Raw genomic sequence first — 12168 nt, forward strand, 5'->3', positions numbered from 1 at the left:
CACAGGCGCCGCTACGCTCCATGTCACGCCGCCGCTTCGTAAAGCGTCTTTGCCAACCGGTTATGCCGCTCGATCACCGGACCAAGTTCGAGCGTCGCCAATTGTCCGTCCTTCACCACGACCTTGCCTGCGATCACGCTATGGCTCACCTGCGACGGCGCGCAAAACACCAGCGCCGCGACCGGGTCGTGCAACGCGCCGGCAAAGAGCGGCTGACGCAGATCGAACGACACGAAGTCCGCTGCCATGCCTGGCGCAAGCGCGCCGATGTCGTCGCGATTGAGCACCTTCGCGCCGCCGAGCGTGGCGATCTCCAATGCTTCGCGGGCCGTCATCGCGTCCGGACCAAAGCCGACTCGCTGCAATAGCAATGCCTGGCGCACTTCGGCGACCATCTGCGCGCCGTCGTTCGACGCCGAGCCGTCCACACCCAAACCCACCGGCACACCCGCAAGCCGCATCCGCTTGACAGGTGCGATGCCCGACGCGAGCCGCATGTTCGAGCACGGACAATGCGCGACACCCGTGCCGGTACGCGCAAACAGTTCGATGCCCGCGTCGTCGAGTTGCACGCAGTGCGCGTGCCACACATCGCGCCCGACCCAGCCGAGGTCTTCCGCATACTGTGCGGGCGTCATGCCGAACTTCTCGCGGCTGTACGCGATGTCGTTGATGTTTTCAGCAAGGTGCGTATGCAGAGACACGCCGTATTGCCGCGCCATCGCCGCCGACTCGCGCATCAGATCGCGGCTCACTGAAAATGGCGAGCATGGCGCGACGACCACGCGCAGCATCGCGTAACGCCCTTCGTCGTGATAAGTCTCGATGAGGCGTTGCGTATCCTTCTGAATGTCCGCCTCACGCTCGACCACCGAATCGGGCGGCAAACCGCCGTCTTTCTGTCCCACGCTCATACTGCCGCGCGCCGCATGAAAACGCATGCCGATGCGGCGCGCCGCGGCGATGCTGTCGTCGAGCCGGCTGCCGTTCGGATAGATATACAGATGGTCGCTCGACGTCGTGCAACCGGACAGCAACAACTCGGCCATTGCCGTCAACGTGGAGACTTCGATCATCTCCGGTGTGAGATTCGCCCACACTTTGTAGAGGCTCGTGAGCCAGCCGAACAACTCGGCGTTCTGCGCGGCCGGGATCGCGCGCGTCAGGCTTTGATACATGTGGTGATGCGTGTTCACGAGTCCGGGAATTACCAGATGCCCGCGCATGTCCAGCACCTCGTCGGCGCTTTGCGGCAACTCCGCTGTCGGCCCTACCGCGACGATGCGGTTGTCCTCGATATAGAGACCGCCGTCGCGCAGTTCGCGCCGGGCGCCGTCCATCGTGACGAGCACGTCTGCGTGCTTGACCAGCATTGTTCTGTTCGGCTTGCTCGTTTGTTTCGCTGCGTGTTCCATCGTCATCCGTTTCTCCGGCTGATTGCTTCCGTGCAAAGTCGTCCGAACGCGATGTGGCGGCGCTTGAGTCGCGTGGTCGCGCCGCCGCGTCCCGTCGAACGCCGTTGGCCCGGTTACCCAGCGTATTGCGCCGTCTTCGGGACGTGTGCCGCGCTGAAAGCCCCTCGGGCTTGCCGTTGCTGCGGCGCACAGGCGTAACCTTCGACGGTCAAAATAACGCTGGCAACTCGCGCCGTTGCGATAACCATCTTCAGGCTGCCGATATAGTTGGTCATTTTTGACGCCGGTACGATCGAACGGTAAGGCCATATGCTGCAACGGCCGCGCGCTTTGTTCGCTGCGCCTTTCAGCAGACTGTCCGTCATGCGCCAGCTATTATCTTTCCTATCGCGCCCGCGCTGGGCGGGACATCTTTTTACAATGGCTGCAACGGCGCTCGCTTCAATTCGCCGACGGGTATGTAGCCACTGACGTGGAGCCTCGATCCGCCGCAAACGTATCTGGATCGGGCTGCCGCCGAAACCTCGCAAACACACAAGGAAAATTGCGAATGGGAAAGCTCACTACCCATGTGCTCGACACCGCGAACGGCCGCCCCGGAGCGGGCATCAAGGTCGAACTCTTCGCGCTCACGGGCGATACGCGCCGCGCGCTGAAAACCACCATCACCAATGACGACGGCCGCTGCGACGAACCGTTGCTGCAAGGCGACGCACTAGTTGCAGGTGAATACGAACTGGTGTTCGCCGCGGGCGACTACTTCGCGTCGATCGGTACGAAGGTGCCGGAACCGCGTTTCGTGGATCGCGTCGTGTTGCGCTTCGGCGTCGCCGACGCCGCTGCACACTATCACGTGCCGTTGCTCGTGTCGCCGTGGTCGTACAGCACGTACCGCGGCAGTTGACAGATTTTCGCCGAACCGCGCTCTCTGAAGACCCTAACAACAACGACGTCGTGCGAACTGAGCGCACCGCGTCTTTCACCCCGCAGTGCGCGTGGTGACGCTCTGCCCCGCACCGATTCATTGGTCGGGTGCAAAAGGCGCCGAACGTCGCCGCGTGTACAACGAATCAGAAGTGGAGGAGTTTCATGGAAGGCTTTATCACCGACTGGTTGAATCTTGCGATTCGCTGGTTCCACGTCGTCGCCGCGATTGCATGGATCGGCGAGTCGTTCTATTTCGTCGCACTCGACAACAGCCTGAAGCCGCCGCACGACCCGAACCAGCGCAAGCGCGGCGTGTTCGGCGAACTGTGGCACGTACACGGCGGCGGCTTCTACAACATGCAGAAGTACACCGTCGCGCCGCCTGAAATGCCCGACGATCTGCACTGGTCGAAGTGGCCGTCATACACCACGTGGCTCTCCGGCTTCGGTCTTTTCACCGTGCTGTATCTGTTTTCGCCGTCCACGTATCTGATCGACAAGAATGTGCTCGATATGGGCCCGGTGGTTGCCGTCGCGTCGGCGCTAGGCTTTCTGGCTGCTGGCTGGATCGTGTACGACTCGTTGTGCCGCATTCTCGGCAACAAGGACAAGGTACTCGGCATCTGCGTCGGCGTGTACGTGCTGATCGCGGCCTGGCTCGCGTGCCACATCTTCGCGGGGCGCGCGGCATATCTGATCATGGGCGCGATGCTGGCGACGATCATGTCGGCCAACGTGTTCTTCGTGATTATCCCCGGCCAGCGCAAGATGGTCGACGCGATGCTCAAGGGCGATACGCCGAACCCGATCTACGGCAAGCGTGGCAAACAGCGTTCAGTGCACAACACTTATTTCACGTTGCCGGTGGTGTTCGCGATGCTGTCGAACCACTACGCGATGACCTACACGCATCCGTACAACTGGGCCGTGCTGGTCGTCATCATGCTGGCCGGCGCGCTGATCCGTCAGTTCTTCGTGATGCGTCATCGCGGCCAGGTGCTGTGGTATCTGCCGCTCGCCGGTATCGCGCTGATGTTCGGCGCGCTCTTCTGGACCATGCCGAAGCCGGTGGTGCCGCAGGCGCAAGCGGCCAATGCGCCCACGGTGAAAGTGGCCGACATCGTGCCGGTGTTGCAACAGCGCTGCGTGGCATGCCACTCCGCGCATCCGACGATGATGGGCAGTGCCCCCGCCGGCGTGCTGCTCGATACGCCGGATGAGATCTCGCAGAACGCACAGCGGATCTATCAGCAAGCGGTGACGCTAAAGGCGATGCCGCTGGGCAACGTGACCCATATGACCGACGACGAGCGGATGAAGATCGCCGCCTGGTTCCAGGGTGGCGCGGCGAAATAACCGAACTCTAGCCTCTGCCGGGCCAGGCGTGGTCGAGCGTCACGAAGCGGGCTTTTCGCGGAAGCGGGAAGCCCGTTTTTTATTCGCTGCTTTCTATCTCTTTGCTGGTTGCCGTTCGCCGCGATTACGTCCGTATGGATAACTGCCTTGTCCGCAACGCTGAGTGTGCGTCGGGCAGTGCGGCCGGAGAGCGTCGTGCATTCTGGCCTTGCACTTGTCCCGCGCGCGCAGTCGGGACCTACATCTGGGGATGCGCTACACCAGGATGAGCAAGCAGGCGCGCTCGCTTTGCAAAAGCAAAAAGCCCACGGCATTGCTGCCGTGGGCTTTTAAACTGGCGGCTCGTAAACGCCGAAGCACGAACCTTAAACCACCACCGCGCTCACCGCAGCTTCAGTGAGCCAAAGCGACTCCGTCAGATCCTGCTCGTTCAGATTAAGGCCCTCCCCGCCGCGATCCACGACAATAAAGTCGCTCACGTCGCCCAACGCAATCAGCGGATGGTGCCACACGCCCTTCGCGTAGTTGACGCCCTGCCAGCCGCTCGTCACGAAGGCGCGGATTTGCGATTCGTCGAGCTCGCCGGCCGGCGCGACCACCACCAGATATGGCTTGTCGTTCAGCGGGACGAACGCCTGGCTGCCGAGCGGATGGCGTTCGAGCATCTTCACCTCGAACGGCAGCACGCGCGGCTGTCCGCGAAACAGGTTCACGAGCGTGCGGCCGTTCTCGTCGGTCACGTCCACTTTTGCCAGATCGTGATAGCGGATCGTCGTGCCGAGGTTGATCGGAATCTGCTTCGCGCCTTCGAGTTCGATCACGTCGCCGAACGCGGCGAACGCTTCTTTCGTCAGCGGTTCGATTGCAAGCGTCTTCATGATGCGAGTGTGCCCCACAGACGCAAACGCGACACGCCGCCGTCCGGAATGATGTTAAAGCGCACATGCGTGACCGGCCCGAGCGCGGCGATCTCGCTTTCAAAGTAATGCTGTTTGTCCATTTGCAGCTTCTGCTCGCCGAGCAGCACAGGCCAGAACATCGCTTGCGTGATCAGCGAACTGTCAGTGCCGCCCGTCACATACGCGGCCTGAATCGAGCAGCGGTCCGGATAGTTGCCCTTGAAGTGCGCGGTGTCGACTTCGATCTTTGAAATCACGCCCGGCTGTGCAAGCGCGACGATCGCCCAGTCGTTGCCGGGTTCGCGGCGCCGCCGCGTTTCCCAGCCGTCGCCCATGTTCACGCCTCGGCCCGGCATCAGAATGGTCGACGCAGCGCCGAAGTGCTGATTATTCGCCGCGACGAGGTACGCACCGTTTTCCATCGCGGCGAGGTCGAACTGTTCCGTGCGGCTCGCGCCTGCCCAGTCGACTTGCGGCTGCCCATACACGCGCAGACGCGCGATGCCGCCGTCCGGGTAGATGTTCACGCGCAAGTGCGTGTACGCGTTTGCGTCGCCAACTTCGAGGTAGTGGTGGCTGTTGCCCTGCAACGTGGTGGACGGAACGATCTCGGTCCATTGCGTCGACTGGTTAGGCACGCCGTCCACCACGCGCGCCGCTTCCACCGACGCCGCCGGCGGAAAGTTACCCGTGAAATGGCTCGTGTCCAGGTCGAGCCCCTTGATTACGCCCGGGCGCGCCAGCTTGACGATGCACCAGTCGTAGCCGCTCACACGTTTGCGGCGCGTTTCCCAGCCGTCCATCCACTTGCCGTGTTCGTCGTATTTGCCCGGAATGAAGACGGCCGGCTCCGGGTTCAGCATGCGTTCCTTCGGGGCGAAGAAGTCGTCGCTGGCCTCGAGCGCCTGCGCGCCCAGGCGCGGGTCCGCCAGGTTCACGTAGCGGCGCGTGAAGTCGGGTGCGTTGGGGTCGAGAATCGGGAGTGCCATCTTTGTGTTCCTTGATGTTTGTTAGTGCCAGAAATTTTCCGGTGAAGCCGCCGCGTAATGCAGTAACGTAAAGCCGCAACACAAAACCGAAGCTCGAAGCGCGGCGGCGATCATCCGTTCATCGCGCGTTCGTCACGCGCCGATCAGGTCTTCCAGCCGGAAACGTGCGATACGGTAGATCTGATCGAGGCTCGCGCGTAGCTCGTCGGCGCGGCTGTTGTTCACGCGCGCCTCGAAGTTCGCGATGATGCCGTGACGGTCGTAGCCGCGCACCGCGAGAATGAACGGAAAGCCGAACTTCTCGCGATACGCGGCGTTCAGCGCAAGCAGCTTGTCGAACTCTTCCTGCGTGCACTGCGCGAGACCGGCGCCGCTCTGCTCGCGAGTCGATTCCGCCGTGAGTTCGCCGCGCACCGCTGCCTTGCCGGCTAGCTCCGGGTGCGCGTTGATCAACGCAAGCTGCTTCTCTTCGCCCGCCGTCTCGACGATGTTCGACATCTTGCGATGCAACTCGTCGATGCTCGCAAATGGCCGCTCATGCGCCGCGATTTCCGCGACCCAGGGCGAGTGCTCGAAGATGCCCGACAGAGCCGCGACGAACGCGTCGGTCGAAATGGTGTTGAGTTGGTCCAGTGTGTATTGCATCGCCTTCATGCCGCAGCCCCGCGGTTATTTTGCTGGTAGGGATGATGTTCGCGCCAATGCCGCGCGATATCGACGCGCCGCGTCACCCACACGCGATCATGCTGTTCGATGTGGTCGAGAAAGCGCTGCAGCGCGCGAAAACGCCCAGGGCGTCCGAGCAGCCGGCAGTGCATGCCGATCGACAGCATCTTCGGCGCTTCGTCGCCTTCTTCGTAAAGCACGTCGAACGCGTCGCGCAGATACGTGAAAAAGTGGTCTGCCGTGTTGAAGCCCTGCGGGCTCGCGAAGCGCATGTCGTTCGTGTCGAGCGTGTACGGCACGATCAGTTGCGGCACTGTTGCGCCGCCTGTCACTTGCACATCCATCCAGAACGGCAAGTCGTCCCCGTAGTAATCGGAGTCGTACAGAAAGCCGCCATATTCGGCGACCAGCCGATGCGTGTTGGGACTGTCGCGGCCCGTGTACCAGCCAAGCGGCCGCTCGCCCGTGACACGTTCGATGGCTTGCATGCCGAGCCGCATATGCTCGGCTTCCTTTTCTGGCGATACGTCCTGATAGTGAATCCAGCGATAGCCGTGACACGCAATCTCATGACCGAGTTCGACGAACGCGCGCGCGAGTTCGGGATGCCGTTCGATCGCCATGCCGACGCCGAAAACCGTAAGCGGAAGCCCACGCTTTTCGAATTCACGCAGGATGCGCCACACGCCTGCACGCGAGCCATATTCGTAGATCGACTCCATGCTCATGTGACGCGCGGGATACGCCGCTGCGCCGACAATCTCCGACAAGAACTGCTCCGAGCCGGGATCGCCGTGCAGCACGCAATTCTCACCGCCCTCCTCGTAATTAAGGACGAATTGCACTGCGACGCGCGCTCGCCCTGGCCAGTTCGCCTGCACCGGGTGGCGGCCGTAGCCGATCAGATCGCGTGGATAGTTGGGGTCGAGTGGCATGGTTTGACGAATGCGTGGTGACGATACGTTGTGCTCGCAAGGTGCGTTGCGAAAGCTGCTGAAGGCCGTGCCTCGTGTAACAGCGGCAATAGCCGTGGCAGCGTCGGAAAGCACGTCGGGCAGCCCGCGCCGAGTTGGACCAGTGTAGCGAAAACGCCCGGGTGCGCCCATACACCCGGGCAGATAGTGCGTGTCAGACTGAATGTATGTGCGGCTCGGATTCGCTGGTGTTTACCCGCAGCGAATCTCCATTGACGACACGCGGCGGCGCGGGATTCGGATCCGTTGCGCTGGGACTGAACGATTCGAGCGCGCCGTCATAGCGCTTTGGCAAGGGCCGCGCATAGTCACCGCGCTTGGCCGTCGAAAGACGCAGGGAGATCAGGGCCTCGGTCCATTTGACGGCTGCCGTCACGCCTTCGATCACCGGCGCGCCGAGCGCGTCCTCGATCTCCGCGCACAGTTCGGCCATGCCCGCGCAACCGAGCACGATCGCGTCGGAGTCGTCCTCGGCAAGCGCGCGCCGGCACTCGTCGAGAATGATGCGGCGCGCCGCCGAGCCGGGCTTGTCGAGATCGAGCACCGCGACGTCGGTCGCCCGCACGTTGCGGCAGAAACGCCGCATGCCGTAGCGCTCGGCGAGATGCCACGCCATCCCGCAGGTACGCGCCAGCGTCGTGACCACCGAGAAGCCCGGAGCCAGCACGCTCGCCGCGTGCATGGCCGCCTCCGCGATGCCGATCACCGGCCCGCGCGCGAGCTCGCGCGCCGCGTACAGGCCCGGGTCGCCGAAACAGGCGATCACATAGCCGTCGCAGTGCTCGCGCTCGCCCGCCATCACTTCGGCGAGCAGACCCGGCGTGGCAAGCGCTTCGTCGTAGTAACCTTCGATGGACGGCGGACCCATCGTCGGACTGACCGCAATGACCTCGGTGCCCGGCGCGGCCACTTCGCGCGCGCAGCGGCCCATTGCGTCGGTCATGCGTTGGGTCGTGTTCGGGTTGATCAGTTTGATGCGCATCTCGTCTCCTTTTCGACTGCAATGACGGCGGCGCTGTCACCGTCGGCCACCACCTGTCACTGCTGTCACAGCATGACCCGCGCCTCGATGCTCAGCGCGCGAGGACGCGATAGAACAGTGCTCCAAGGCCCGCGCCAATGAACCACGAAAAATTCGCCATACCGTCGAGCGACGGCACCATCACGCACAACACGGCGATGATCGCGGCCGGCAGCAGCGCGGCAACCGCCCGATAGTTGACGCCGTTGCGATACCAGTACGATCCCGTCGGCGCAACGGTGTACAGATCGTCGAGCACGATTTTCTGGCGCTTCACGAGGTAGTAATCGACGATCAGGATTCCGTACAAAGGTCCGATGAAGCTGCCGAGCACGTCAAGCGTGTAGTGAATCACTGCGGGGTTGTTGAACAGATTCCACGGCGTGATGAAGATAGAAGCGACCGCCGCGAGCATGCCGCCCGCACGCCAGCTGATGAGCCTCGGCGCCACGTTCGAGAAGTCGAAAGCCGGCGACACGAAATTCGCGACGATATTGATGCCAATGGTCGCAATCGTAAAAGTCAGCGCGCCGAGAATCACGGCCGTCGGATAGTCGATGCGGCCCACCGTTTCCACCGGGTCCGTAATCAGTTGGCCGAACACCGGCAGCGTCGCTGCGGTCGTGATCACCGTCACGAGCGAAAACGCCAGGAAGTTGACCGGCAGTCCCCAGAAGTTGCCGCGCTGCACGCTACGAAAGCTCTTGCCGTAGCGCGAGAAGTCGCCGAAGTTGAGCATCGGCCCCGAGAAGTACGACACCACCAGCGAAGTTGCCGTGATCATCACCGGCAATACCTGCATGCCGTGATACTTGACGCCGCCCAGGTTGATGCCGATGTTGCGCCAGCCGGCCCGATACACCATGTAGCCCGCGAGAATGAACATCACCACATAAACCGCCGGGCCCGCGAAGTCGATGAACTTCTTGATCGTCTCCATGCCGTGCCAGAAGACCAGCGCCTGCAACACCCACAGCAACATGAAGCCGGACCAGCCGAGCGTCGACAGGCCCATGAAACCGTGGCGATGAACGTCCGCATACGGCAGCAACTGCGGGACAAACTTGAGCACGACGATCACCAGCGCGCTGGAGGCCAGGTAGGTTTGAATGCCATACCACGCGACCGCAATCAGACCGCGAATCACCGCGGGAACATTTGCGCCGAGCACGCCGAAGGTCGCACGGCACGCAACCGGATACGGCACGCCGTTGGCCTGGCTCGGCTTCGCAATCATGTTGCACAGCACGTTGACGATTCCGATGCCCACCAGCAGCGCAATGAGCACTTGCCAGCTGGTCAACCCGAGCGCGAAGAGACTGCCGGCGAACACATAGCCGCCTACGCTGTGCACGTCCGACATCCAGAACGCGAAGATGTTGTAGGCGCCCCAGGTCTGGTGACGCAACGGCGCCAGGTCCTTGTTGTATAAGCGCTCGCTGTAACCCGCCGGCATGAACACATCGCCGGATGCGTCACCGTCTGCATAGGGGGGGATTGCGGAACTGCCGGGCGCTGCGCTGAACTGAGCCATGATTCCTCCTTGTGATGGGGACCGTCGATTGCGAATCGAAGGGCATTGCATTGGCCATGCCAGTTGCGGCTCTGGCGCCTTCCTCGCGCTTCGCGTCGTTCGGGACGAACGAGGCTCGAGCCGCCGCCATGGCCACGCCGCGGTTGTCTCCGTACTGAAGTACTTGTGGTTATCGCATTGCCGGCTTTCCGCGGACGTCCGGCAATGCGTTACTGCATTCGAGGCCCGTCGCCCAGGCGACGAACGTGCGCGCGCAAGCCGGCAGCGCCCGCGCAGGGCCGCCTTGCAACGCTCGATCAATCCGGTTCAGTTCAGTGCGGCGCGCACCAGCAACGGGCGCACGCCGGCCGCTTGCCTCAGCTTGGCGCGGACTTGGCTTTGGGTGATCCTTTGGGTGATTCTTTGGGTGAGTCTTTAGGTGATTCTTTAGATGTCGCCTTGCCGGCGCTGTTAAGCGCGCCGAATACCTCATGCAGATCGGCTGCGCCACGCGCGGGCCGCTCCAGCATTTTCAACTCGACGCTTTGCAAATGGCGCGACATGAGCGCCGCCGCCTCTTTTGCATCGCCGGCGTCGAGCGCGGCGAGGATCGCTTCGTGATCTTCGAACGAACACGGGCTTCGCCCCAGTGACTCGTACAACGCTGAAATCAGCGTGGAGCGCGCCACGAGTCCGTTCAGGCAATCGCACAGCACCGTGTTGCCCGTTAGCTGAGCCAGTTCCGTGTGAAACTCGCCGGACAGACGAATCCACGACGAAAAGTCGCGTGTCTCGAACGCCTTGCGTTCGCGGCCGATCATGCCGCCGATGCTTTTCAACCGCCGCATGCCATGCCCGCCGCAGATCTTTTCGACGACGGCCAACTCGATGATGCGGCGCATCTCGAACACCTCATGCACCTCCTGAAGCGACGGGCTCGCGACAAACGCGCCGCGGTTCGGCTCGAGATCCACCAGATGATCGGTCGCCAGTTGCGCCAGCGCTTGCCGGATCGGACCACGTTTCACGCCGAACACTTCGCACAACTGCGCTTCGGTCAGCTTCGCGCCCGGCGCCAGCCGATGCTCGAGAATCGCGGCGCGAATGCGCTCGGCAATTGCTTCGGGCTTCGAACTATTTGCGTTGGCTGATTCGGTGTCGGACATGATATGTGTCTCGGTATGCAGGTCATAATAGGATGGACATAAAAATTGTCAACAATTTTTGTTTGGATCATCGACAATTTTTGCAGCGCAGCGTGCGACGACGACGGGCTGCCTGGCCGAAAGCCCCGCCGGTGCTGGTAAAAGCTGGATTCGATATGATGATTGGCGTCGCTGGCGCGACCCATTTTGTCGACAAAATGGTCGAGCGCGGTGGCTTTGCGCTTCGCTGAAACGCCGCACTTGCCGGCCGTGAGTTCCGCAAATGAGCGGCGAAAAGGCGGCCTGACCCGCGCCGCTTTGTTTGCGGCCGTTCAGCGCAGGCAGGGATAGTTCGATAAGGTCAGCTTGAAGCCGTTCGCATCTGCAATGAGGTGCGCGTCGGCGCCCACAGGCAGCGTAAGCATGTCCGGCACGTGGCCGAACTGCAAGCCGGTGACGATCGGAATGCCGATCACCGACCTCATCTGATCGATCATTGCTTCCAGGTCATAGCCGTTGTCGTAGTCGTACGGCTTGCCGCCCGAAAAATCGCCGAGCACGAGCGCCTGCTGCTCGCCGAGAATGCCGGACAGGTGCAGTTGATAAAGCATCCGCTCGATGCGAAACGGTTGCTCGTTGACGTCCTCGACAAACAGCACCCCGCCCTGCACCGACGGCATATAAGGCGTGCCGACGAGCGACGTGAGCACCGCGAGATTGCCGCCCCAGAAGGTACCCGAGACATCCACCGCGTGCGCTTGCGGCACGTTCCTCGCGATGGTCAGCGTCGGCTTTGTCAGCGCGGACCAGAAGTGCTGCATGGTGAAGTCGCTGACATGTTCCGCGCCGAAATCGCTTATCAACATCGGGCCGCCGAACGTTTTCAAGTTGGCGCGCGCGAGCAGCGCAAGCTGAATTGCCGTGAAGTCGCTGTGGCCCACCAGCGCGACCGGCTCGCCGGTCAAACGACGTTGCAACCCATCGTAATCGAGGCCGTGCAGGATGCGCGCCGCGCCGTACCCGCCGCGCACGGCCAGGACGATGTCCGGCAAGGCACGGGACGCATCGGCCAGCCGATTCAGATCCGCCGCGCGCTCGCCGTCTGTCCCGCCGAAGCGCTGATAACGGCGCCGCGTCGCGTCCACTCCTTCCACGCGATGCCCTTGTGCGCGCAGGCGCTGCAACGCGCGATTGAGCACGTCCGCGTCATGCGGATAGCCGGAAGGCGCAATCAGGTTGAAGGTACGGTGGACGCTCATCGAC

13 protein-coding genes are annotated in these 12168 nt (G+C 62.5%); 3 read left to right on the plus strand and 10 right to left on the minus strand.

Features of this window, described 5'->3' with window-relative positions; translation table 11 throughout:
- Nucleotides 1-23: 23 nt before the first annotated feature.
- Together RW095_RS29330 and RW095_RS29335 are read right to left on the minus strand one after the other, a co-directional pair.
- Nucleotides 24-1421 carry an 8-oxoguanine deaminase gene (locus tag RW095_RS29330; RefSeq protein ID WP_317022242.1) on the minus strand — a complete coding sequence of 466 codons (1398 nt, stop codon included), beginning with the start codon at nt 1419-1421 and terminating at the stop codon, nt 24-26.
- A 107-nt stretch (nt 1422-1528) separates the two neighbouring features.
- Nucleotides 1529-1690, minus strand: coding sequence for a hypothetical protein (locus RW095_RS29335; protein WP_317022243.1), 162 nt, complete (start codon nt 1688-1690; stop codon nt 1529-1531).
- 275 nt (nt 1691-1965) lie between these two features.
- Between RW095_RS29335 and uraH the strand changes: the two genes are divergently transcribed.
- Together uraH and RW095_RS29345 are read left to right on the plus strand one after the other, a co-directional pair.
- Nucleotides 1966-2319 carry a hydroxyisourate hydrolase gene (gene uraH / locus RW095_RS29340; protein ID WP_020070174.1) on the plus strand — a complete coding sequence of 118 codons (354 nt, stop codon included), beginning with the start codon at nt 1966-1968 and terminating at the stop codon, nt 2317-2319.
- 185 nt (nt 2320-2504) lie between these two features.
- Complete coding sequence (locus RW095_RS29345; RefSeq protein WP_317022244.1) at nt 2505-3698, plus strand: urate hydroxylase PuuD; 1194 nt, start codon at nt 2505-2507, stop codon at nt 3696-3698.
- A 365-nt stretch (nt 3699-4063) separates the two neighbouring features.
- Here the strand turns inward: RW095_RS29345 and RW095_RS29350 are convergent, their stop codons facing one another.
- The 7 genes from RW095_RS29350 to RW095_RS29380 form a co-directional block, all read right to left on the minus strand.
- Nucleotides 4064-4576 carry an ureidoglycolate lyase gene (locus RW095_RS29350; RefSeq protein ID WP_317022245.1) on the minus strand — a complete coding sequence of 171 codons (513 nt, stop codon included), beginning with the start codon at nt 4574-4576 and terminating at the stop codon, nt 4064-4066.
- Entirely contained in the window at nt 4573-5586 is a 1014-nt protein-coding gene (gene alc / locus RW095_RS29355; RefSeq protein ID WP_128595250.1) for an allantoicase, read from the minus strand. Before alc ends, RW095_RS29350 begins: the two co-directional genes overlap by 4 nt.
- A gap of 132 nt (nt 5587-5718) precedes the next feature.
- Nucleotides 5719-6240 (minus strand): 2-oxo-4-hydroxy-4-carboxy-5-ureidoimidazoline decarboxylase, encoded by a 522-nt coding sequence (gene uraD / locus RW095_RS29360; RefSeq protein WP_317022246.1) that lies wholly within the window; start codon nt 6238-6240, stop codon nt 5719-5721.
- Nucleotides 6237-7187, minus strand: coding sequence for an allantoinase PuuE (puuE, locus tag RW095_RS29365; protein ID WP_128595251.1), 951 nt, complete (start codon nt 7185-7187; stop codon nt 6237-6239). The genes uraD and puuE overlap by 4 nt, the downstream gene beginning before the upstream one ends.
- A gap of 193 nt (nt 7188-7380) precedes the next feature.
- The gene (locus RW095_RS29370; protein ID WP_317022247.1) at nt 7381-8208 is read right to left on the minus strand and encodes an aspartate/glutamate racemase family protein; all 828 of its coding nucleotides are present in this window, start codon (nt 8206-8208) and stop codon (nt 7381-7383) included.
- Between the two features lie 91 nt (nt 8209-8299).
- A complete protein-coding gene (locus RW095_RS29375) occupies nt 8300-9781 on the minus strand; it encodes an NCS1 family nucleobase:cation symporter-1 (protein WP_317022248.1) in 1482 nt (493 codons plus the stop codon).
- Between the two features lie 356 nt (nt 9782-10137).
- Nucleotides 10138-10926, minus strand: coding sequence for a GntR family transcriptional regulator (locus RW095_RS29380; RefSeq protein WP_317022249.1), 789 nt, complete (start codon nt 10924-10926; stop codon nt 10138-10140).
- 32 nt (nt 10927-10958) lie between these two features.
- Between RW095_RS29380 and RW095_RS29385 the strand changes: the two genes are divergently transcribed.
- Complete coding sequence (locus RW095_RS29385; RefSeq protein ID WP_317022250.1) at nt 10959-11156, plus strand: hypothetical protein; 198 nt, start codon at nt 10959-10961, stop codon at nt 11154-11156.
- A gap of 81 nt (nt 11157-11237) precedes the next feature.
- On the opposite strand, the gene ldcA is transcribed toward RW095_RS29385, so the two are convergent.
- Nucleotides 11238-12164 carry a muramoyltetrapeptide carboxypeptidase gene (gene ldcA, locus RW095_RS29390; protein ID WP_317022251.1) on the minus strand — a complete coding sequence of 309 codons (927 nt, stop codon included), beginning with the start codon at nt 12162-12164 and terminating at the stop codon, nt 11238-11240.
- Nucleotides 12165-12168 lie beyond the last annotated feature (4 nt).

The organism is Paraburkholderia kirstenboschensis, assembly GCF_032806925.1.
In the GTDB taxonomy this organism is placed as follows: domain Bacteria; phylum Pseudomonadota; class Gammaproteobacteria; order Burkholderiales; family Burkholderiaceae; genus Paraburkholderia; species Paraburkholderia kirstenboschensis.

Bases quoted from the DNA above. Each gene is read 5' to 3' on its own strand.
- RW095_RS29375 (WP_317022248.1), bottom strand. From the start codon at position 9,781: ATGGCTCAGTTCAGCGCAGCGCCCGGCAGTTCCGCAATCCCCCCCTAT.
- RW095_RS29385 (WP_317022250.1), top strand. From the start codon at position 10,959: ATGGACATAAAAATTGTCAACAATTTTTGTTTGGATCATCGACAATTT.
- alc (WP_128595250.1), bottom strand. From the start codon at position 5,586: ATGGCACTCCCGATTCTCGACCCCAACGCACCCGACTTCACGCGCCGC.
- RW095_RS29350 (WP_317022245.1), bottom strand. From the start codon at position 4,576: ATGAAGACGCTTGCAATCGAACCGCTGACGAAAGAAGCGTTCGCCGCG.
- ldcA (WP_317022251.1), bottom strand. From the start codon at position 12,164: ATGAGCGTCCACCGTACCTTCAACCTGATTGCGCCTTCCGGCTATCCG.
- RW095_RS29370 (WP_317022247.1), bottom strand. From the start codon at position 8,208: ATGCGCATCAAACTGATCAACCCGAACACGACCCAACGCATGACCGAC.
- puuE (WP_128595251.1), bottom strand. From the start codon at position 7,187: ATGCCACTCGACCCCAACTATCCACGCGATCTGATCGGCTACGGCCGC.
- uraD (WP_317022246.1), bottom strand. From the start codon at position 6,240: ATGAAGGCGATGCAATACACACTGGACCAACTCAACACCATTTCGACC.
- uraH (WP_020070174.1), top strand. From the start codon at position 1,966: ATGGGAAAGCTCACTACCCATGTGCTCGACACCGCGAACGGCCGCCCC.
- RW095_RS29330 (WP_317022242.1), bottom strand. From the start codon at position 1,421: ATGACGATGGAACACGCAGCGAAACAAACGAGCAAGCCGAACAGAACA.
- RW095_RS29345 (WP_317022244.1), top strand. From the start codon at position 2,505: ATGGAAGGCTTTATCACCGACTGGTTGAATCTTGCGATTCGCTGGTTC.
- RW095_RS29335 (WP_317022243.1), bottom strand. From the start codon at position 1,690: ATGACCAACTATATCGGCAGCCTGAAGATGGTTATCGCAACGGCGCGA.
- RW095_RS29380 (WP_317022249.1), bottom strand. From the start codon at position 10,926: ATGTCCGACACCGAATCAGCCAACGCAAATAGTTCGAAGCCCGAAGCA.